Below are 20,846 nucleotides of genomic sequence, written 5' to 3'. Positions count from 1 at the left end.
CCGATGTTGCGATAGGGGGCTCAGATATGACTTGCCAGGTGACACCAGGTGACACGGTTGGAGCAGCGTCTGACAGCACCCGCTATCCATCGGGGCTGGCTGAGCAATTGCTGGCCTCCGAGCGCAGCGTACTGCGGCTGATCACGCGCAATACGCCGCTGCCGGAACTGCTGGACGAAGTGTGCCGCTACGCGGAGGCCCTGCTCGGCGAGGCCGCGAGTTGTTCAATCCTGCTGCTCGACGAGGACGGCGTCCATGTGCGCGCCGGCGGTGCGCCCTCGCTGCCGAAGTCCTATACGGCCGCGCTCGACGGCGCCGTCATCGGTCCTCAGGTCGGCTCGTGCGGCACGGCGATGTACCTGCGGCGCATGGTGGTGGTCGAGGACATCGAAACGGATCCGCTGTGGGCGGACTACCGGCAGCTCGCCTTGCCGATCGGCCTGCGCGCCTGCTGGTCGGTTCCGTTCGAGAACGAAGAAGGCAGGGTACTCGGCGCCTTCGCGGTCTACCATCGCACGCGGCGGCGCCCCGGTCTCGAAGAAGAAGCGATGCTGCGCAATATCGGCCGCAGTGTCGGCCTCGCGGTCCACCAGGACGCCATCGCGCAACGCCTCGCGCAAAGCGAAGAACATCACCGTCTGGTGGTCGATCACCTGAATGAGGGCATCGTCGTGCAGGCGCGCGGCGGCATCGTGCTGGCCTGCAATCCGAGTGCGCAGCGCATGCTGCATGCGGGGGCGGACCTGATCGGCCGCGATATCCTGACCGTGATGGTGCGCGCCTATCATGAAGACGGCACGCCGATCGCTCACGCCGACCGCCCGACGGTGCGCGCGCTCGCCACCGGCAAAGCGCAGCTCGGCCTGACGCTCGGGCTCGAACTCACCGACGGCGAGATCATCTGGATCACCCTGAACGTGGTGCCGATCCTGAAGCCCGGCGAGCGCGAGCCGGGTTCGGTACTGGTCTCGTTCACCGATATCGGCCCGGTGCGCCAGGCCCAGCAGCAACTCAAATACCTCGCCACCCGCGATTCGCTCACCGGCCTCTATAACCGCGCCTACCTGACCGAGCGGATGCGCGACCTGTTCGAGCCGTCGGGGCTGGAGACCGAGCTGGCGCGTGTCGCCGTGCTGTTCGTCGATCTGGACGGCTTCAAGAAGGTCAACGACACGGCCGGCCACGAAGCGGGCGACGCGCTCCTGTGCAGCGTGGCGCGCCGGCTGGCGTCGTGCGTCGCGCCGGAGGACACGCTTGCGCGGGTAGGCGGCGACGAGTTCGTGATCGTCGTGAGCGGCTACAACGACACCGGCGATCTGATCGCGCTGGCGCGGCAGATTCTCGAGACGGTGGGCGTGCCGTTCGCCGTGGCCGACAACGAGTACTACCTGGGCGCGTCGATCGGCATCAGCCTGTTTCCGGAAGACGGCCTCGATGTGCCCACCCTGATGCGCAATGCCGACTCGGCGATGTACTCGGCCAAGCAGCGCGGCCGCAACAACTTCCAGTTCTTTACGGCGGAGCTGAACCAGCATCTGCAACGACGTTTTGCCATCGAGCAGTTCCTGCGCCGCGCGCTGGCGGCGGGCGAGCTGAGTCTCGTCTACCAGCCGATCATCGACAGCCGGCTCGGCCGCACGGTGGGCGCGGAAGCGCTGCTGCGCTGGTACAACAGCGAACTGGGCGACGTGTCGCCGGTGGAGTTCATCCCGGTCGCGGAGGACACGGGGCTGATCGTCGCAATCGGCACCTGGGTGCTGGAGCGCGCCTGCGAGCAACTGGCCGAATGGCGGCGCACCCTCGCGCCGGACCTTGTGATTGCGGTCAATCTCTCGCCGCGCCAGGTGAGCGAGGGGCTGGTCGAGCGCATCGAGCGCTGTCTTGCACGCTGCGGACTCGGACCCGATGCGCTGGAGCTCGAGATTACCGAGCGCCTGCTGATGAGCGACAGCGAAACCGTGCTGCCGATCCTGAGCGCGCTCAGCAACATGGGCGTGCGGATCTCCGTCGACGATTTCGGCACCGGCTATTCGTCGCTGTCGTATCTGAAGCGTTTTCCGCTGCATAACCTGAAAATCGACCGCTCGTTCGTGGCCGGTCTGCCGGACCATCGCGACTCCATCGCGATCACCCAGGCCGTGGTGGCGATGGCGCATTCGCTCGGCATGAACGTCACGGCCGAAGGGGTGGAGACGGCGGCGCAGGCGTCGTTTCTGCGCTCGATCGAGTGTGACAAGCAGCAGGGCTATCTGTTCAGCCGCCCGGTGGCGGCGAGCGCCTATGCGCGCAGCCTGGCGGAAACCGGCCAGCCGGCCGGCGAGGCGGGGGTGTTGCGGCAGATGGAGTAAGGTGCCGGGAGCGGCGTCGCATCGCCAAGCGCCGCCGCTTCGTCTAAAGTCATGCATTCCTCCCCCTCTCGACCAACGAGGTCACGAATGCAACTGATCGGCATGCTGGACTCCCCCTATGTGCGTCGCGTAGCGATTTCGCTGGCCGTGCTCGACCTGCCTTTCGAGCATCGCAGCGTGTCGGTGTTTCGCCAGTTCGACGAATTCGCGAAGATCCATCCGGTGGTCAAGGCGCCGACCTTTATCGAGGACGACGGCACCCTGCTGATCGATTCGAGCCTGATCCTCGATCATCTCGACCATAAGGTCGAGCCTGCCCGCCGTCTGCTGCCCGAGGAGCCCGCGGCGCGGCTGCAGGCGCTGAGCCTGATCGGCTTCGCGCTCGCAGCCACCGAAAAGGCCATGCAGACGGCCTACGAGCGCAATCTGCGGCCGCAGGAGTTTCAATTCGAGCCGTGGGTCGAGCGGATCCAGAAGCAGATGCACGCCGCGTTCGGCGAACTCGAGACGCGTCTGGCGGGCCGCGAGGGCTGGCTGTTCGGCGAGCGCCTGATGCAGCCGGATATCACGGTGGCCGTCGCCTGGCGCTTCACGCAGTTCATGCTGCCGGGCGTGCTCGATGACGCGCGTTATCCGGCGCTGGCGGCGTTTTCCGCACGCGCCGAGGCGCTGCCGGCGTTTATCGGCGCGCCGCTCGAGTAACCCGGGTTCTTGCCCGAACCGCGCCGCGTCCCGCCGGCCGGCCCTGAGCGGGCCGTTCGGCGCGCGGTGGCGGATTGTTCACATTCCTCGACAAGTCCCTTCGCTTTCCGGCTATTTATCCGCGCGCGGCGGATGCCTAGAATCCCACCATCGAAACGAAAGTAGCGTCTCGCCGAAGCGGCCCGACGCGGTCGGGAGAGGGAAATGCGAGCATTAATCGAAAGACAGCTTTATCACCCATCGGTGGTCCTGCCGATGGTGGCCTTGATGCAAATGATGGTGGCGCAGGATTTCAACCTGAGCCAGGTGGGCCTGATGGTGGCCACGAAGGGCGCCCGGGCGGCGCTGCAACGCTCGCGCGAACTGATCTGCGCGGCACACTGCCACGGCTGAACGCGCCGTACCAATCTCCTCCGCGAGCGCTAGCGTAAGATGGCACAACGCTGCCATCAGCCCTCGGGAGACATGTCATGCCCCAGCATTTCGATGCAGTCGTGATCGGCACCGGACAAGGCGGCTCGCCGCTCACGGTGCGCCTCGGCGCAAGCGGCCGCAAGACAGCCGTGATCGAGCGGGCCGCGTTCGGCGGCACCTGCGTGAACGTCGGTTGCACCCCCACCAAGAGTTATGTCGCGAGCGCGCGCGTCGCGCACGTGGCGCGTCATGCGGCCGGCTACGGCGTGCAGGTGGCGGGCGCGGTGAGCGTCGATCTGGCGCAGGTCAAGGCGCGCAAGGACAGGATCATCGGCGAGTCGCGCAGCGGCGTCGAAAAGTGGCTGCGCGGCGCGGCCAATGTCACCGTGTTGCAGGGTCATGCGCGTTTTACCGGTCCGCATGCGCTGAGCGTCAGCGGAGCCGACGGCCGGATCGTCGACGCACTCGAAGCGGACGAGATCTTCATCAACACCGGCACGCGTGCGGTCGTGCCGCCGCTCGACGGCATCGAGCGCATCCGCTACTACACCAATTCCACGCTGCTTGAACTGACCGCGTTACCCGAGCATCTGGCGATCGTCGGCGGCAGCTATATCGCGCTCGAATTCGCGCAGATCTTCCGCCGCTTCGGCAGCCGGGTGACGGTGATCGTGCGCGGCGAGCGCGTGCTCGCCCGCGAGGACGCCGACTTCGCGCTGGCTGTGCAGAAGGTGCTGACGCGCGAAGGCATCGAATTTCGTTTTGGCGTGCAACCGCAGCGCGTCGAGCCGCTTGACGGCGAGGGCGTGCGGATCGCGTTCGAAGGCGCGCAGCCCGCCGTCGACGCGTCGCATCTTCTGTTCGCCACCGGCCGCAGGCCGAATACCGACGACCTGGGCCTGGCCGCCGCCGGCCTTGAAACGGACCGGCACGGCACGATTCCGGTCGACGGTTTCTTGCGCACGCGCGTGCCCGGCATCTGGGCGATCGGCGATGTCAACGGCCGTGGTGCGTTCACCCATACGTCCTACGACGACTACCAGATCGTGGCGGCGAATCTCGTCGACAGCGGCACGCGCAGCGCCGATAACCGCATCATGGCGTACGCGGTTTTTGTCGATCCGCCGCTGGCCCGCGTGGGTCTGTCCGAGACCGAGGTGCGCGCCTCCGGCCGCGCCGCGCTGATCTCGACCATGCCGATGTCGCGCGTCGGCCGTGCGCGCGAACGCGGCGAGACCGACGGCTTCATGAAGGTGCTGGTCGACGCGGAAACCAAGCAGATTCTCGGCGCGGCGATTCTCGGCATTGAGGGCGATGAAGCGATTCACACCTTCATCGACATCATGACGGCCGGCGCGCCGTATCCGACGCTGCAGTACGCGATGCATGTCCATCCGACCATCAGCGAACTGGTGCCGACCTTGCTCGACGGCCTGAAGCCAATGAAGTAAAACTTCGCGCCGCGGTCCGGCGCACGTGCATGAGACGCTTTGCAACTGCTGACCTTGGGAGTCGCCATGCCGGTGACCGGCAATCTGTTTGATATCGGTTCAACGCAAGGCGCCGACGAGCGCTTCGATACGCTCGTCGAGCAGGGCGGCATGACGATCGAGCGCATCGTCTCAACTGGACAGGCGAGTCCACCGGGCTTCTGGTACGACAGTCCGCGCGACGAATGGGTCGTGCTGCTGACGGGCGCGGCGAGCCTCGAGTTCGAAGGCGACCCGCAACTGCACGCGCTGCAGGCGGGCGATCATGTGCTGATCGAGGCGCATTGCCGGCATCGGGTAGCGTGGACGCATGAGACGGAGCCGACGGTGTGGCTGGCGGTTCACCATGAGGCGGGCGTATGACCCTGACGACACGCGCCAACCTCAATCCAACGATCGCCCGGATAGGCCTGATTTCCGACACGCACAATCTCGTGCGACCGGAAGCGTTGCAGCATCTCGCGGGCTGCGATGCCATTATCCATGCGGGCGATATCTGCGAGCAGGCAGTGCTCGATGCGCTCGAACGGATTGCGCCCGTCACCGCAGTGCGCGGCAACAACGACACCGGCGACTGGGCCCGCGCACTCCCCACGCAGGCGATGCTCACGGCGCAGCAGGTGACGATTCTGGTGGTGCACGACATCGCCGAGGTGGAGGCCGATCCGCGCAGCAAGGGGATCGGCGTCGTCGTCACCGGGCACTCGCACAAGCCGCTGATCGACGAGCGCGACGGCGTGCTGTTCGTGAACCCGGGTAGCGCGGGGCCGCGGCGCTTCAGGCTGCCGGTGTCGGCGGGACTGTTGATCGTCGACGGCGCGCGTGCGACGGCCACGCTGCATACGCTGCTGACGTAAAAACGGGTCGCCCATGCCGAGGCATGGGCGACCCGTTTGTCTGCACGAGGCCGTTGGCCCTGGCCGTTGGATCAGGCCGCGCGCTTAAGCCCGTGCCGTCGCGCCCGACGCATACTCCTCATCCATCTCTTCGGCCTCGCGCTCGCCGCGCAGCACGGCGTGCGCTTCAGCACGCGTGGCGACGCAGGGACCCGAGCCGAGCAATGGCTGGCGCGCGGTTTCGCGCAAGGCAAGCACCGACACGATACCGATCAGCGAGGCGCCCATCAGATAGTACGCGGGCATCATCAGATTGCCGGTGCGATCGACGAGCCATGCGGCCACGAGCGGCGTGGTGCCGCCGAACAGCGAGACGGAGATATTGAAGCCGATCGCCAGCGCGCCATAACGGATCCGCGTGGGGAAGAGCGCCGGCAATGCCGACGGCATCACGCCCGTGAAGCACGACAGCAGCACGCCGAGAATCAGCAGGCCGCCGAACACCGGCAGCATCGCGCCCGTGCGGATCAGCAGGAGGGCCGGAATCGACAGCGCGAACAGGCCCACGCAGCCCAGCAGCATCACCGGCTTGCGGCCGATCGTGTCGGACAGGCGGCCGGCGAACAGCGTCATCGGCATCATCAGCACCATCACCAGCAGCACCAGAAAGAGGCCGTGCGTTTCGTCGAAGTGCAGCGTCGACGACAGATAGCTCGGCAGATACGACAGCGCCATGTAGTCGGTCACGTTGAAGATCAGGACGAGGCCGACGCACAGCAGCAAGGGTTTCCATTGCTTCGCCAGCAAATCGCGCAACGATTGCGTGGGCAGCGCCTTGTCTTCCGCTTCGCGCTCCTCCGCCTGCTTCTTGAACGCCGGCGTTTCTTCGAGTTTCATGCGGATGTAGAGACCCACCAGACCCAGCGGCCCGGCGATCAGGAACGGCACGCGCCAGCCCCACGACAGCAGCGCTTCGTGCGACAGCGTGGCCGTCAGCACGGCGACGGTGCCGGCGCCGAGCACATAGCCGATCAGCGTGCCGAATTCGAGGAAGCTGCCCATGAAGCCGCGGCGCTTGTCGGTCGAGAATTCGGCGATGAAGGTCGCCGCGCCGCCGTATTCGCCGCCGGTCGAAAAGCCCTGCACCAGACGCGCGACGAGCAGCAGTGCCGGGGCGAGGATGCCGATCGACGCATAGCTCGGAATCAGGCCGATCGCGAAGGTGCCGGCGGCCATCATGATCATGGTCATGGCGAGTACGCGCTGGCGGCCGATGCGGTCGCCGAGCGGCCCGAACACCATGCCGCCGACAGGCCGCACGAGGAACGCCGCCGCGAAGGTGCCGAAGGTGGCGATCAACTGCGCGGAGGGGCTGCTCGAGGGGAAGAACACCCGGCCGAGCGTCACGGCGATGTAGCTGTACACGCCGAAGTCGAACCATTCCATGGCGTTGCCGAGCGCCATGGCGCCGACTGCACGTTTGAGGAGGGATTTGTCGACGACCGTGATGTCGTCGAGGGTGAGGCGTTGTTCCTGCTTTTTGTGTCGCCAGAAGCCGTTGCTGGAAGCGGTCAAGGTGAAAACTCCAATGACTGCGACGAAACTCATGAAAACGCACATGAACGTTCCGCCACGGGTGCTGGGAAAGTGCAGTTTCGCGAACCGGGCGAGGGCGAATGCCGGGCTTCGATGGACCTGACGGGGCGGCGGCGCGAAAAAAAGAAACGCCGATGCCCGCGCCATGTCGCCTACGCGCATGTCGCGAAAAATTGCACTGCTCTAGGTGCTGCTGATTGTTTGCAACTGCGTGGCCGTGGAAGGGGGGCAGTTGCATGAGGACGCTGGGGAAGCCTGAAACCGCCCGGGCGCCGCTGAAAGGCTTGGCACGAAAAAGGCCGGTGATGAGCGCGAGAATCTCGCGACGTAACCGACAAGCCTTCTTGTATAAAAACTGTTCAAACCGCTATGAGTCGCGCACGGCGCCGCACAGTGAATTGAACGCGAATGATGGTGAATTGCTGTTGGAACGAAGAACATGATAGCACGATGACGGAGGATCGCGCAAACGCAGCGGCCCGGCGGAGCGGGTCGAGGCGGCGGAATCCCTTGCGGGGCGGGGGATCCGGGAGAGTGAGAAAATTTGAAACGGGGGCTTAAAAGTGGCCTGTGCAACGACCCGCCAGGAGGTCCAGGCCCAACCGGACAGGCGAAAAAAATCCGCGCACGCGGCGCGGATTTTTCGTCGGACGGGCATCGAATGCACCCGGCGATGCGTGGCCCTCACGGGCGCCTATCGGATCAACTCTCCGACGGCGGCACGAACCCCGACGCCTGGTCGGCGCCTTCGCCGAAGAAGAACTTCTCGGTCTGCTTCATCAGATACTGGCGCGCGCGCGGATCGGCCATATTCAGGCGGTTTTCGTTGATCAGCATGGTTTGCTGCTTGAGCCACGCCTGCCAGGCTTCCTTCGAAATGCTTTCGTAGATCCGCTTGCCGAGTTCGCCCGGCAGCGGCGGGAAATCGAGGCCTTCGGCTTCCTTGCCGAGCTTCGCGCATTGAACCATACGAGCCATGCTGTGCTTCTCCTGTAATCGGTGGGGGCGCTGTTGCGTGCTGGTGCGCACGGTTGCGCGTGGTTGCGTTATATCTCGGGCAGTCGCTTTATGAGGCCGCTCAGAGCTGTTTCATCAGCACGAGCGACTTGCGCTGCCAGTTATAGAGGCGGCGGCGATCTTCCGGCAGGTCGTCGACCGTTGCCTTCACAAAGCCGCGTTTCAGGAACCAGTGTTCGGTGCGCGTCGTCAGCACGAAAATGCGCGTGAGGCCGCGCGCGCGGGCGCGTTGCTCGATGCGCTTGAGCAGCCGCTCGCCGTCGCCGGTGCCTTGCGCTTCGGGGGCGACCGTGAGGCACGCCATTTCGCCGATGCGTTCCTGCGTGTACGGATAGAGCGCCGCGCAGCCGAACAGCACGCCATCGTGCTCGATCACCGAGAAATGGTCGATGTCGCGTTCGATCTGGTGACGGCCGCGCCGCACGAGGGTGCCGTCCGATTCGAGCGGCTCGATCAGCGCCAGAATGCCGCCGACGTCGTCCGGCGTCGCTTCGCGCAGGCTCTCGAGGTTCTCGTACGAGATCATCGTGCCGACGCCATCGTGCAGGAACAGTTCGAGCAGCAGGCTGCCGTCGAGCGCGTAGGGAATGATGTGGGCCCGTGCCACGCCGCCGCGGCAGGCGCGGATCGAATGCTTCAGATAGAAGCCGGCGTCGCCGGTGACTTCGCCGCTTTCGTGCAGCTTGTACGCGTCGTCCAGCGACAGTTCGCGCATCAGTTCGGGACCGTCCTCGCCGTCCTGCATCAGGCCGGGCGTTTCGGTCAGGAACACGATCTTGTCGGCGCGCAGCGCGATGGCCGCCGCCGAGGCGACGTCTTCCATGGACAGATTGAAGGCCTCGCCGGTAGGCGAGAAACCGAGCGGCGACAGCAGCACGAGCTTGCGGCTCGCGAGCGAATGGCGGATCGAGTCCGCGTCGATCTTGCGCACCACGCCGGTGTGGGCGAAGTCGACGCCGTCCAGAATGCCGACCGGCCGCGCCGTCACGAAGTTGCCGGACACCACGCTGATGTGCGCGTGCGCCATCGGCGTGTTCGGCAAGCCCTGGCTGATGGCGGCTTCGATGTCGAGACGCACTTCGCCCGCCGCTTCTTTCGCGGATTCGAGCGCGCGCGCATCCGTGATGCGCATGCCGTGCGAAAACTCGGACTCCACGCCGTGCAGGCTCATCTGCTCTTCGACCTGCGGTCGCGAGCCGTGGACGAGCACGATCTGGATGCCCATGGCCTGCAACAGCGCGATGTCGGAGACGAGCGCATTCAGCAGCCCCTGATGCACCACCTCGCCGCCGAACCCGACGACGAACGTCTTGTTGCGGAACGCGTGGATATAGGGGGCAACCGAGCGCATCCAGTCGACGAATTGCGCGTGTTGCGAGTCGGATTCCGTAGCGCCGGACGTGGCCGGAGCGCTCGCGGGCGTGGGGACGAGGTCGGTTTGGGAATTCATGCCCGGGATTATAATGCGCCCCCATGTCGAATGTACCCAAAAGTCCCGCTCCGGCGAACGAGAAAACGGCGCGAGGCGCCGCATCAGACCCATCGCGCGAGTCGCACGGCGAGGCGCAGCGGCGTGCGTCGCCGGCCGGCGGCGCGCAACAGCGGCCGCAGAAGGCTCCACAGAAGGCTCCTCAGAAGGGGCCGCAGCCGCGTCCGGCGCAGCCAGGAAAAACAAGCCAGGCGCAACCGCAGCGCGCGCGTGACGACGCGCGCCGTCAGGCGGATGCAGGTCAGGGGACGGATCAACGGGAGCGGAATGCGCCTCGCGACGCGCACAACACGGCCGGCCCGACGCGCGGCGCCGACGCTGGGCGCGCGCCTCGCGCACCACGCCCCGTGCGCACGGTCGAACCCAATCCGATTCCACCGATCTCCTTCCCCGAAGCGCTGCCGGTCTCCGGGCGTCGCGACGAAATCGCCCGGGCGATTGCAGAGAATCAGGTGGTGATCGTCTGCGGCGAAACGGGTTCGGGCAAAACCACCCAGTTGCCGAAAATCTGCCTCGCACTCGGGCGCGGGCTCGGCGCGGGCGGCTCGGGACTGATCGGCCACACGCAGCCACGGCGGATCGCGGCATCGGCGACGGGCCGGCGTATCGCCGAAGAACTCGGCACACCGTTCGGCGAAGTGGTCGGCTACAAGGTGCGCTTTACCGACAATCTGTCGCCGGGCGCCTCGGTCAAATTGATGACGGACGGCATCCTGCTCGCCGAAACGCAGACCGATCCGCTGCTCAAGGCCTACGACACGCTGATCATCGACGAAGCGCACGAGCGCAGCCTGAACATCGATTTCCTGCTCGGCTATCTGCGCGAGGTTTTGCCCAAACGTCCCGATCTGAAACTGATCGTGACCTCGGCGACCATCGACGCGGATCGTTTCGCGCGCCACTTCGGCACGGAAGAGAAGCCTGCGCCGGTGATCGAGGTGAGCGGCCGCCTGTACCCGGTCGAGGTGCGCTATCGCCCGGTGGCGGAAGACAGTCCGGCGGTGAAGTCCGCCGAGGGGTCGTCTTCGTCGTCCTCGCGCGAGCGGCCCAAAACCCAGCGCGAGACCGATCGCGACCTGATGGACGCGATCATCGACGCCGTGGACGAACTGTGCCGCGTAGGCCCCGGCGACGTACTGGTGTTCCTGCCGGGCGAGCGCGAGATTCGCGATGCCGCCGAGGCGCTGCGCAAGCACCATCCGCCGCATACGGAAATTCTGCCGCTGTTCGCGCGGCTGTCGGCGGCGGAGCAGGAGCGCGTGTTCCGTTCTTCCAACGCGCGACGCATCGTGCTGGCCACCAACGTTGCGGAAACCTCGCTGACGGTGCCGGGGATCCGCTACGTCGTCGATACGGGTTTGGCGCGCGTGAAGCGCTACTCGTATCGCAACAAGGTCGAGCAGTTGCAGGTCGAGTCCATCTCGCAGGCGGCGGCCAACCAGCGCGCCGGACGCTGCGGCCGGGTCGCGGACGGCGTGTGCATCCGCCTGTACGAGGAAAGCGACTTCCAGTCGCGCGTGCGCTTCACCGATCCGGAGATCCTGCGCTCGTCGCTGGCTTCCGTGATTCTGCGGATGAAGTCACTGCATCTGACCGCAATCGAAACCTTCCCGTTCATCGAGCCGCCGCCCGGCCGCGCGATTGCCGACGGTTATCAGTTGCTGAACGAGCTCGGCGCCGTCGACGACGACAACGAACTCACGCCGCTCGGCCGCGAGCTGGCGCGCCTGCCGCTCGATCCGCGCGTCGGCCGCATGATTCTCGCCGCGCGCGACCAGCAGGCGCTGCGCGAAGTGTTGATCATCGCGAGTGCGCTGTCGGTGCAGGATCCGCGCGACCGGCCGATCGAAGCGCAGGAGCAGGCTGATCAGGCGCATCGGCGCTTCGCCGACGAGCGCTCCGAATTCCTGCAATGGCTCAAGATCTGGAACTGGTTCGACGAGGCGATCGCGCACAAGAAGTCGAACCGCCAGTTGCACGACGAGTGCCGCGCCAATTTCCTCTCGCAACTGCGCCTGCGCGAATGGCGCGACGTGCATTCGCAATTGCTGACGGTGGTGCGCGAGCACGGCTGGCGCATCAACGAGGCCGAGGCGACCTTCGAGCAGATCCACCTGGCGCTGTTGACCGGCTTGCTCGGCAATATCGGCCTGAAAGCCGACGACGAGCCTTACTACCTCGGCGCGCGCACCATCAAGTTTTATCTGTGGCCGGGTTCGGCGCTGGTGAAGAAAGCGGGCCGCTGGGTGATGGCCGCGGAGCTGGTCGAGACGAGCCGCCTGTACGCGCGCTGTATCGCGAAGATCGAGCCGGAGTGGATCGAACAGATCGGCGCGCATCTGTTGAAGAAGTCGCTCTCCGAGCCGCATTGGGAAAAGCGCGCGGCGCAGGTGTCGGCTTTCGAACGGGCGGTGCTGTACGGTCTGCCGATTTATCACCGGCGCCGTGTGAGCTTCGGCAAGCAGGATCCGGCGCGGGCACGCGAGCTGTTCATCCGCGGTGCGCTGGTGGAGGGCGAGTTCGACACGAAGCTGGCGTTCTTCGCGCACAACCGCAAGCTGCTCGCGGACATCGAGCAGCTCGAACACAAATCGCGCCGCCAGGACGTGCTGGTCGACGACGAACTGATTTACGGCTTCTACGATCAGGCGTTGCCGCAAGGCATCTATACGGGCGCGTCGTTCGAGCGCTGGTATCGCGACGAAGTGAAGAAGAGCGGTCAGCCGGAAGACAAGCTGCGTCTGCTGTATCTGTCGCGCGACGATCTGATGCGTCACGAGGCGGCCGGCGTTACCACAGACCTGTTCCCGAAGCGGATGACGATGGCCGGCGTTGAGATGGCGCTGACCTATCATTTCGAGCCGGGTTCGCCGCGCGACGGCGTGACGTTGGCTGTGCCGCTCTATGCGTTGAACCAGGTGGATGCGCGGCGCTGCGAATGGCTTGTACCCGGCATGCTGAAGGAAAAGACCCAACTGCTGCTCAAGTCCTTGCCGCAGAAATTGCGGCGTCATTGCGTGCCGCTGCCGGAATATGCCGCGGGTTTTGCGGACCGCCATGCCGCGCCGCGCTTCGGTGCGGGCGGTTTGCTCGAGTCGCTGATTGCCGATGTCCGCGAGCAGACTCAGGTCGCGATGAAGCAGTCGGACTTCAAGCTCGAGACCCTGGCCGCGCACCTGTTCATGAACTTCAAGGTCGTGGACGAGCATGGGCGGCAACTCGCGATGGGGCGCAATCTGGCGCAATTGCGAGCGGAACTGGGCGGCCAGGCGCAGCAGCATTTTCAGAAGATTGCGTCAGGCGCGGCGGGTGTGGCGTTGGCAGGTGTGAGCGGCGCGGGCGCTGACGGTGCGGCTGGTGACGGACGCGGACAGGGCGGCGATCTGCGTGGCGAGGCCGCTGCGGCGGGCGCTGCGGGTGCAGGGTCGCGCGCAGGCGGAGCGGGCCGTGGCGCGCGCGGGCCGGGTGGCGTAGCCGTGCCGCAGACTGCGTCGCCGGATGCCCCTGCGTCAACCGCGCTCTACGAGAAACTGACGACGTGGAATTTCGGCAAGCTCCCCGAGTTGCTGGAAATCCGTCGCGGCGGCCAGACGCTGTTTGGTTATCCGGCGCTGGTCGATCGCGGCACGCATTGCGATGTCGAGGTATTCGACTCGCCGGACGAAGCCGCGCGCATTCATCGTGCGGGACTGCGGCGGCTGTTTGCGCTGCAGTTGAAGGAGCCGATCAAGTATCTGGAGAAGAACCTGCCGGGGCTGCGCGAGATGGCGATGCAGTTCATGCCGCGCGGCACCCAGGAAGAGTTGCGCGACCAGTTGGTCGATACCGCGCTGGATCGCGCCTGCCTGCAGGATCCGCTGCCGGCCGACGACCTCACGTTCCACACGCGCCGCGACGAGGGCCGTAGCCGCTTGACGCTGCTCGCCCAGGAGATTGCGCGTCTGGTGGGGCAGATCCTCAGCGAGTACGCGACGGTCAACAAGAAGCTGGTGCAGGCGAAGCCGTTTGCGGCGGCTTATGCGGACATGCAGAACCAGCTCGATGCACTGGTCGGCAAACGCTTCGTGATCGACACACCGTATGCGCAGCTCGCGCATTTTCCGCGCTATCTGAAGGGCATCGCGCTACGCATCGACAAGCTGAAGGCCGACTCGGCGCGCGACGCGCGGCAGTTTGCCGAGTTTCATCCCTTGCTGCAGAACTACCAGCGTGCGCTTGCGCAGCGGGGCGGCGTGATGGATGCGTGCTTGTCCGAATTCCGCTGGATGCTGGAAGAACTGCGGATTTCGCTATTCGCGCAGGAGTTGCGCACGCCGATGCCGGTGTCGGTGAAGCGTCTTTACAAGGTGTGGGAGTCGATGCAGCGCTGAGCGCGCAACCGGCGCAAAAAAAAAGGCGCGACACCGACTGGAGGCATCGGTGTCGCGCAAAAGATGCAGGTCCGCCCAGGACCCGCATCCACTCGCTGCTTCCTCTATCGGTTCAGGCGAGACCTCCTTTTACCAGTGCATCCCGGCGCCGATCGACGCGCCGAACTGGCCGCGCGAGTCGCTGGTGCCTTGCACCTTGTAGACCCACTTGCCGGTCTCGGACAGTTGCGACACACCGAGCGCGACGGCCGACTGACCCGCGTAGGTGCCGCCGGCGACCGCTACCATGCCGTGACCCGGCAGGACGGCTTGCGGCAGACCGGCGGCGGCCAGAGCGGACGCCGTGCCGCCGTACGAATCGCGACGGGCCGAACGGATCTTGTCGTCGGTGTAGTTGTTGGCCTGGCCGACGGCGCTGCTCATGCCCGAATTCAACTGATTGACGTTGACGGCGTCCGTGCCTTGCACGCCCGCGGCGACGTTGGTGATCTGACGTTCGCTGCCGGCCGCGCCGACCGAGACCGTGTTGGCGCGATCCGCCACCGAGCCTTGGCCCAACGCCACCGAATTGTCCGCGCCGGCATTCGCTCCGGCGCCGAGTGCCGTGGCGTTGTTGCCGGCGGCCACCGAGTTCGCACCCACCGCGACCGCGTTCGTGCCGCTTGCCCGGGCGTTCGCACCGGCGGCGACCGAGTGGCTGCCGGACGATTGCGCGGCTTCGGTATTGGTGTCGCCGTCGGCGCTGAAGAACGCGCTGCCGGTGTTGCCGGAGATGTTTTGCACCGCGCCGTTGATGGCGGCGTTCAACTGGCCGAGGTTGACCGCGTCGGTGTCGAGCACGCCGTCCGCGACGTTGTGGATGACCGTGCCGCTGTCGCCGCCTAGCGTGACGTCGTTCTTGTTGACCGAACCGTCGCTGTTGGTGTCGTACATCACCGCGCCGTCGACCTTGGCGGCCTGGCTCGCGACCGCGTTCAGTTGCGAGACGTTGACGGCGTCGGTGTCGGCGGTGCCGGCGGCGACGTTGGTGATCTGGCGTTCGTTGCCCGCGGCGCCCACGGAAACGCTGTTGGCGCGGTCGGCTACGGAGCCTTGGCCCAGGGCGACGGAACCGTCGGCGCTGGCGGTGGCCATGTTGCCGAGTGCCGCACTGCCAAAGCCCGTTGCCGAGGCGTTGGTGCCAATCGCGGTAGAAACCGTACCCGTCGCCGACGCGCCGAAGCCGACCGCCGTATCGCCGGTTTCACCGGCAAGGGCGGTGGCGCCCAGCGCTGTCGACTGGTTCCCTGCTGCGGTGGAGAGCGTGCCCACCGCGGTGCTTTGCGTACCCGCTGCCCACGACGACGTGCCGGCTGCCAGCGACTTGTCGCCCGACGCTCCGGCGTCGCTGCCGATCGCGGCGGAGTGCTCGCCGGTGGCGCTGGCGTCGTCCGAGCCGTCCGCGGGGCCGCTTGCCTTGAAGTAGTGCGATGCCGCCGCGCTGCCGGCCGTAGCGGCTTGCAACTGGCTCACGTTGACGGCGTCGGTGGGGTCTATGCCCGCTGCGACGTTGGTGATCCGGCGTTCGCTGCCCGGCGCGCCGACCGACACGGTGTTGGCCTGGTCGGCGATCGAACCTTGGCCCAGGGCGACCGAGTTGGCGCCGCTGGCCGTGGCGAGGCTGCCGATTGCGGTGGCGTTGGCGGCGCTCGCGGTCGAGTAGGAGCCGAGAGCGGTTGAGCCGTCGTCGCTGGCGAGTGCATAGCCGCCCACCGCGAGCGACGCGCCGCCGCTGGCCTCGGTCCCTGCGCCAACGGCCACGGCCATGTTGCTGGACGCATTTGCCAGCTTGCCGAGCGCGACCCCGTCCGCAGCGCTGGCCGACGCGCCGTAGCCCAACGCCGACGCGTAGTTGCCGCTGGCGACGGCGCTCGCGCCTGCCGCGACGGCTTTCGTGCCGCTGGCGACGGCGTCGTCCGAGCCGTCGGCCGGACCATTGGCCTTGAAGTAGTGCAGGGTGCCGCTTTGGGCGATGGTGTCGACTTCGGTGCTGATGTTGTTCACCTCGCCGCCGATCGTGGTGACCTGGCTGCCGAGGTTGTTGACCTGGCCGTTGATCGTGCTGACCTGGCTATTGAGATTGCTGACCTGGCCGTTGACGTTGCTGACTTCGGCGTCGACTGCGCTCAACTGGCTGACGTTGACGGCGTCGGTGGGGGCGGAGCCCGCGGCGACGTTGGTGATGCGCCGTTCGCTGCCGGATGCGCCGACGGAGACTTCGCCTGCCGCCGTACCGGCTGCGATGGGCGTAGCGCCGGGGCCGTTCGGGGCGTAAGCCGTGGTCGTCAGATCGGCCTTCGCGGTCGAGTTCGCGCCGAGTGCGACGCTGTTGGCGCTGGTGGCCGTCGCGGCATAGCCGATCGCAACCGAATTGAGGCTGTTTGCTGTTGCACCTGTGCCGATAGCCGTCCCGTTGAGGCCATATACCGTGGAAAGGTCGCCGATGGCCGTGCCGAAATCGGTCAATACCCACGACGCGGCGCCGATGGCGGTGGCATTGTTGCCTGCCGCCGCCGCACTGGCTCCTGCGGCAACCGATGCAGCACCTACTGCCGCCGCGGTGTGGTCCGTTGACGGATTGCTGCCATTACTGGCATCGAAAAAGTTAGTCGCCGCGTTACCGGCCGCATAGGCGGCGTCTCCGGAAACCATCACCACCGCCGCCAGCACTGCCTGAGCCATCGCCAGCTTGCGTGACACGCCGCGCCTGGTCTTCGAACGAGCCGTTTCCGACGTGGCGACCCACGCGCCCGTCGTTTCATTCCAGACCGATTTATAAATCTTGTTCATGCTTTAAGAAACTCCGCGGAATTGCGATCGTGGACCGCGAGCCAATGCATGTCGATCTGAAAGAGGCGTCATCGCCCTTATATGCTTCGCATAGAAATTCGACATATCGACCGCGGTTTATCCGTTTGTCCATGTCCCATTGATTTTTCCGTGCATCCAGTTCGAATGCATCGCGCGCTTCTATCCACCTAAATTAAGTGCACGGGCGATGATCGGCGCGATTGTCAGGCTGGGCGGGGCAAAGTCGATATCAGTGAATTCTTAAATTATTCGGCCGGGACGGTTTTTGATTTCTGATGTGTCAATTTATGTTTTAAAATAGGATTGGTAGGGATAATTCGTATAAATTCTTATTGATATTGCGTGAAAATAAGAATGCGGTCGGAGATTGATTTGTAGTTAATGTGTGTGCGACATGGAAATTATCTGATTGTTCAGGGTGAATGGATGAGGTGTTGTTTAGCCTCCACCTCGCCTCGTCCATTCGTTTCGCCCCGTCCCGACCCCGACCTGCATCAACCGCACGTCCTTACAAACGGTCTACAATGCGCGCTGTTCTCTGAAGCGAGTTTTCATGCGCAAATTTTCTCTTCGCAGCCTCACCGTCGGCGCCGCCTTCGCGGCCGGCACGGTCCTGGCCAGCAGCCTCTTTTCCCCGTCCGCCCACGCCAACAACGTGATCGTGCTCAATTCCGGCGAGGCCACGCTTAGTCTGATCGATGAGGCCACGCACCAGGTGGTCGGCACGGTGCCCACCGGCAAGGAGCCGCATCACCTGATGGCGACGCCGGACAACAGTTCGCTGATCGTCGCCAATTCGGTCTCCAACAACCTGATGTTCGTCGATCCGAAAACCGGCAAGGTGCAGCGCTGGGTCGAGAACATTGAAGATCCGTATCAGATCGGCTTCTCGCCGGACAACAAGTGGGTCGTGACGACGGGCTTGCGCCTCGACCGTCTCGACGTCTATCACTACGACGGCCACGACATGACGCTCGCCAAACGTCTGCCGCTGGCCGTGATGCCGAGCCATATGGCGTTCACGAACGACAGCAAAACCGTGTTCGTCACGCTGCAGGTGTCGGGCGAACTCGCGGCGATCGATCTCGCCACCCAGCAGGTCAAGTGGAAGATGAAGGTGGGCAAGGTGCCGGCCGGCCTGTGGATGACCCCCGGCGACAAATATCTGCTGATCGGCATGACCGGCGCGGACTACGTCGCGGTGGTCGACTGGCGTAACCAGAAGATCGTCAAGACCATCCAGACCGGCAACGGCGCGCACAACTTCCGCTCGCTTGCCGACGGCAAGCACGTCGCGGTGTCCAATCGCGTCGCGAGCACCATCAGCATCATCGACGAAGACACGCTCGCCAACGTCGGCGATATCACCGGCCTGATGCCCGGGCCGGACGACATGGAGCTGTCGGCAGACAAGCGTTATCTGTGGGTCACGTTCCGGTTTGCGAAGCACGTCGGCATCATCGACCTGACCACACGCAAGCTGATCCAGACCATCGCGGTGGGCCGCTCGCCGCACGGCATCTATTTCTACGACCGCGCGCCGGTGACGGCGCCGAACGGTGCATGAGCGGGGTCATCTGGCTGCAAGCAGCGCAATGCTGCTGAGAAAAGAGCTGACAACGGCGCGGCTTCACTCTGATCTTTGGCTCGCCGCCCACGCCGCCCGTGCCGCCGCCCATGCCGGCGGCTCGCCGGGCGCCCCTACCGGCGCCCCGTCCGGTGGTTTATCCTGTGCAGACTTCGCACGTCGCGGCTCGCGACGGATTTTTTGCGGCTTCCCGCTGTCCTATCGTTTCGCTCACTCGCACTGGCTCGCATGAATGATCTGTTGCGCTCGTTTGGGCGCGCGCTCGCAAGCGCGCTCCATCCGCGGATGCTCTGGTTGACCTTCCTGCCGTTTCTCGCGGCAACGGTCGTATGGGGCGTGATTCTCTGGTTTTCCTGGCAAACGCTGATCGGCACGACGCGCGCGTGGCTCGAAAGCTGGTCGTTCACCACCACGCTTTACCACCTGTTCGACTGGCTCGGTTTTTCCGCACTGCACACCGCGCTCGCGCCTTTTATCGTGATCGCCATGGCGATTCCGCTGATCGTCGTGACGATCCTGCTGCTGATCGCTACGCTCTCCATGCCGGGCGTGATCCGCCATCTGTCCGCGCGGCAGTTCGCCGGCCTCGAAATGCGCCGCGGCGGAACGTGGTACGGTAGTCTCGTGCAAGCGCTGTGGACCACGCTCGTCTGCCTGGTGCTGCTGGTCCTTACGTTGCCGCTGTGGCTGATTCCGCCGTTTTTTGCGTTGATTCCGCCGCTGCTGTGGGGTTGGCTGACCTACCGCGTGATGACCTACGACGCGCTTGCCTTGCATGCGAGCCGCGACGAACGGCGCGCGCTGGTGCGGCGCTACCGCTTGCCGCTGCTGCTGATCGGCGTCGCGAGCGGCTTGCTGGGTTCGCTGCCGACGCTGATCTGGGCCACGTCGGTCTGGCTGATTGTGCTGTTCCCCGTGATCACGGCCGTGACGATCTGGATTTATGCGTTCATCCTCGTCTTCTCGGCGCTATGGTTCGGCTATTACTGTCTGCGCGCGCTGCAGCGCATGCGCGCGGAAGAGCAGGGCGCGCGTCAGGTGGCGCCCGTGGTTCCCTACTGAATTTATCTGCGAGGCCGCAATGGCATTTGGCGTCATCATCATCGGCGACGAAATCCTGTCGGGCAGGCGTGTCGACAAGCACCTGCCGAAGGTCATCGAATTGCTGACCGCGCGCGGTCTGTCGCTCGGCTGGGCCGAGTACATCGGCGACGAGCCGGAGCGCATCACCGCCACGCTGCGCCGCACGCTGGCGTCGGGCGACATCGTGTTCTCGACGGGCGGCATCGGCGCGACGCCGGACGATCACACGCGTCAGTGCGCGGCCGCCGCGCTCGGCGTGCCGCTTGCCTTGCATCCGGAAGCGGCGGAACTGATCCGCGAGCGGATTCGCGACACCCATCCGGCCAATTCGCCCCATCCCGTGGATCTCGATTCGCCGGAAAACCGTCACCGCCTCAACATGGGGACCTACCCGCAAGGCGCGTCGATCATTCCGAACGGCTACAACAAGATTCCGGGCTTTTCGGTGGGCGACCATCACTTCGTGCCGGGCTTTCCCGTGATGGCGTGGCCGATGATCGAGTGGGTGCTGGACACGAAGTACGCGCATCTGCATCACGCCATGCCGCACGCGGAAAAGTCCTTGCTGGTGTTCGAACTGCCCGAGTCGACGCTGACGCCGCTGATGGAAAAGATCGAGCACGATTTCCCCAGCGTGCGAGTGTTCAGCTTGCCGAGCGTCGGCGATGCGGAGCGGGGCGGCGTCTATGCGCGGCGCCATATCGATCTGGGTGTGAAGGGCGAGCCGGAAGCCGTTGCGGCGGCGTTCGTGAAACTGCGCGAGGGCGTGCATCTGCTGGGCGGCGACATCGTCGAGCCGGAAGCGGCGGCAGTGGCCGCGGCCGCGGGCAAACCGCGCGGTTGAGAGGCCGCAGCCACCATAGGAATAGCCGCTGATCCATGCGGCTTTCCATCATCCACCTTCAGCCGCGGCATTCTCGCCATTCCGGTAATTCGTTAAATCAAATGCATTATGCATAACCGGATGGCGCCTGCCGATCCGGCATCTCCGCTTGAGAATGATTGAGTATTTCGGCGGGATTTTAGTCTGTTTAGTAAATTCCAATAAACATAAATCGGCATT

14 protein-coding genes are annotated in these 20,846 nt (G+C 65.2%); 10 read left to right on the top strand and 4 right to left on the bottom strand.

Annotated elements, in window-relative coordinates; translation table 11 throughout:
• Nucleotides 1–26 precede the first annotated feature (26 nt).
• From BUS12_RS24165 to BUS12_RS24140, 6 genes are all read left to right on the top strand, one after another.
• Nucleotides 27–2,348 (top strand): putative bifunctional diguanylate cyclase/phosphodiesterase, encoded by a 2,322-nt coding sequence (locus BUS12_RS24165; protein ID WP_074299976.1) that lies wholly within the window; start codon nt 27–29, stop codon nt 2,346–2,348.
• Between the two features lie 87 nt (nt 2,349–2,435).
• Nucleotides 2,436–3,050, top strand: coding sequence for a glutathione S-transferase family protein (locus BUS12_RS24160; RefSeq protein WP_074299975.1), 615 nt, complete (start codon nt 2,436–2,438; stop codon nt 3,048–3,050).
• 204 nt (nt 3,051–3,254) lie between these two features.
• Nucleotides 3,255–3,443 carry a hypothetical protein gene (locus BUS12_RS24155; RefSeq protein WP_074299974.1) on the top strand — a complete coding sequence of 63 codons (189 nt, stop codon included), beginning with the start codon at nt 3,255–3,257 and terminating at the stop codon, nt 3,441–3,443.
• A gap of 77 nt (nt 3,444–3,520) precedes the next feature.
• Nucleotides 3,521–4,915: an FAD-containing oxidoreductase gene (locus tag BUS12_RS24150; protein ID WP_074299973.1), complete on the top strand. Its 1,395-nt coding sequence runs from the start codon at nt 3,521–3,523 to the stop codon at nt 4,913–4,915.
• 66 nt (nt 4,916–4,981) lie between these two features.
• Nucleotides 4,982–5,317, top strand: coding sequence for a cupin domain-containing protein (locus BUS12_RS24145; RefSeq protein ID WP_074301676.1), 336 nt, complete (start codon nt 4,982–4,984; stop codon nt 5,315–5,317).
• The gene (locus BUS12_RS24140; protein ID WP_074299972.1) at nt 5,314–5,811 is read left to right on the top strand and encodes a metallophosphoesterase family protein; all 498 of its coding nucleotides are present in this window, start codon (nt 5,314–5,316) and stop codon (nt 5,809–5,811) included. Before BUS12_RS24145 ends, BUS12_RS24140 begins: the two co-directional genes overlap by 4 nt.
• Before the next feature lie 84 nt (nt 5,812–5,895).
• Here BUS12_RS24140 and proP read toward each other — a convergent pair whose 3' ends face one another.
• The 3 genes from proP to argA form a co-directional block, all read right to left on the bottom strand.
• Nucleotides 5,896–7,398, bottom strand: coding sequence for a glycine betaine/L-proline transporter ProP (gene proP / locus BUS12_RS24135; RefSeq protein ID WP_253190198.1), 1,503 nt, complete (start codon nt 7,396–7,398; stop codon nt 5,896–5,898).
• A gap of 690 nt (nt 7,399–8,088) precedes the next feature.
• Nucleotides 8,089–8,364 carry an oxidative damage protection protein gene (locus BUS12_RS24130; RefSeq protein ID WP_074299971.1) on the bottom strand — a complete coding sequence of 92 codons (276 nt, stop codon included), beginning with the start codon at nt 8,362–8,364 and terminating at the stop codon, nt 8,089–8,091.
• A 100-nt stretch (nt 8,365–8,464) separates the two neighbouring features.
• Nucleotides 8,465–9,853: an amino-acid N-acetyltransferase gene (gene argA, locus BUS12_RS24125; RefSeq protein ID WP_074299970.1), complete on the bottom strand. Its 1,389-nt coding sequence runs from the start codon at nt 9,851–9,853 to the stop codon at nt 8,465–8,467.
• 23 nt (nt 9,854–9,876) lie between these two features.
• Here argA and hrpA point away from each other — a divergent pair, with 23 nt between their 5' ends.
• On the top strand, nt 9,877–14,262 hold the full coding sequence (hrpA, locus tag BUS12_RS24120; protein WP_074299969.1) for an ATP-dependent RNA helicase HrpA: 4,386 nt from the start codon (nt 9,877–9,879) through the stop codon (nt 14,260–14,262).
• Nucleotides 14,263–14,391: 129 nt separating this feature from the next.
• On the opposite strand, the gene BUS12_RS24115 is transcribed toward hrpA, so the two are convergent.
• Entirely contained in the window at nt 14,392–17,091 is a 2,700-nt protein-coding gene (locus BUS12_RS24115) for a YadA-like family protein (RefSeq protein WP_074299968.1), read from the bottom strand.
• A gap of 574 nt (nt 17,092–17,665) precedes the next feature.
• Between BUS12_RS24115 and BUS12_RS24110 the strand changes: the two genes are divergently transcribed.
• The 3 genes from BUS12_RS24110 to BUS12_RS24100 all read left to right on the top strand — a co-directional run bounded on the left by BUS12_RS24110 (nt 17,666) and on the right by BUS12_RS24100 (nt 20,627).
• Complete coding sequence (locus BUS12_RS24110) at nt 17,666–18,679, top strand: YVTN family beta-propeller repeat protein (RefSeq protein WP_074299967.1); 1,014 nt, start codon at nt 17,666–17,668, stop codon at nt 18,677–18,679.
• Between the two features lie 249 nt (nt 18,680–18,928).
• Nucleotides 18,929–19,762: an EI24 domain-containing protein gene (locus BUS12_RS24105; RefSeq protein ID WP_074299966.1), complete on the top strand. Its 834-nt coding sequence runs from the start codon at nt 18,929–18,931 to the stop codon at nt 19,760–19,762.
• Nucleotides 19,763–19,781: 19 nt separating this feature from the next.
• Nucleotides 19,782–20,627, top strand: a complete 846-nt coding sequence (locus BUS12_RS24100) for a competence/damage-inducible protein A (RefSeq protein ID WP_074299965.1) — start codon at nt 19,782–19,784, stop codon at nt 20,625–20,627.
• Nucleotides 20,628–20,846 lie beyond the last annotated feature (219 nt).

The organism is Paraburkholderia phenazinium (genome assembly GCF_900142845.1).
GTDB classification, from domain to species: domain Bacteria; phylum Pseudomonadota; class Gammaproteobacteria; order Burkholderiales; family Burkholderiaceae; genus Paraburkholderia; species Paraburkholderia phenazinium_A.
Note: the sequence above shows the minus strand (reverse complement) of the source record. Positions and strands in the feature narration are given on the sequence as shown.

Coding starts and splice junctions, on each gene's coding strand:
- BUS12_RS24165 (WP_074299976.1), top strand. CDS start 27: ATGACTTGCCAGGTGACACCAGGTGACACGGTTGGAGCAGCGTCTGAC.
- BUS12_RS24160 (WP_074299975.1), top strand. CDS start 2,436: ATGCAACTGATCGGCATGCTGGACTCCCCCTATGTGCGTCGCGTAGCG.
- BUS12_RS24155 (WP_074299974.1), top strand. CDS start 3,255: ATGCGAGCATTAATCGAAAGACAGCTTTATCACCCATCGGTGGTCCTG.
- BUS12_RS24150 (WP_074299973.1), top strand. CDS start 3,521: ATGCCCCAGCATTTCGATGCAGTCGTGATCGGCACCGGACAAGGCGGC.
- BUS12_RS24145 (WP_074301676.1), top strand. CDS start 4,982: ATGCCGGTGACCGGCAATCTGTTTGATATCGGTTCAACGCAAGGCGCC.
- BUS12_RS24140 (WP_074299972.1), top strand. CDS start 5,314: ATGACCCTGACGACACGCGCCAACCTCAATCCAACGATCGCCCGGATA.
- proP (WP_253190198.1), bottom strand. CDS start 7,398: ATGAGTTTCGTCGCAGTCATTGGAGTTTTCACCTTGACCGCTTCCAGC.
- BUS12_RS24130 (WP_074299971.1), bottom strand. CDS start 8,364: ATGGCTCGTATGGTTCAATGCGCGAAGCTCGGCAAGGAAGCCGAAGGC.
- argA (WP_074299970.1), bottom strand. CDS start 9,853: ATGAATTCCCAAACCGACCTCGTCCCCACGCCCGCGAGCGCTCCGGCC.
- hrpA (WP_074299969.1), top strand. CDS start 9,877: ATGTCGAATGTACCCAAAAGTCCCGCTCCGGCGAACGAGAAAACGGCG.
- BUS12_RS24115 (WP_074299968.1), bottom strand. CDS start 17,091: ATGAACAAGATTTATAAATCGGTCTGGAATGAAACGACGGGCGCGTGG.
- BUS12_RS24110 (WP_074299967.1), top strand. CDS start 17,666: ATGCGCAAATTTTCTCTTCGCAGCCTCACCGTCGGCGCCGCCTTCGCG.
- BUS12_RS24105 (WP_074299966.1), top strand. CDS start 18,929: ATGAATGATCTGTTGCGCTCGTTTGGGCGCGCGCTCGCAAGCGCGCTC.
- BUS12_RS24100 (WP_074299965.1), top strand. CDS start 19,782: ATGGCATTTGGCGTCATCATCATCGGCGACGAAATCCTGTCGGGCAGG.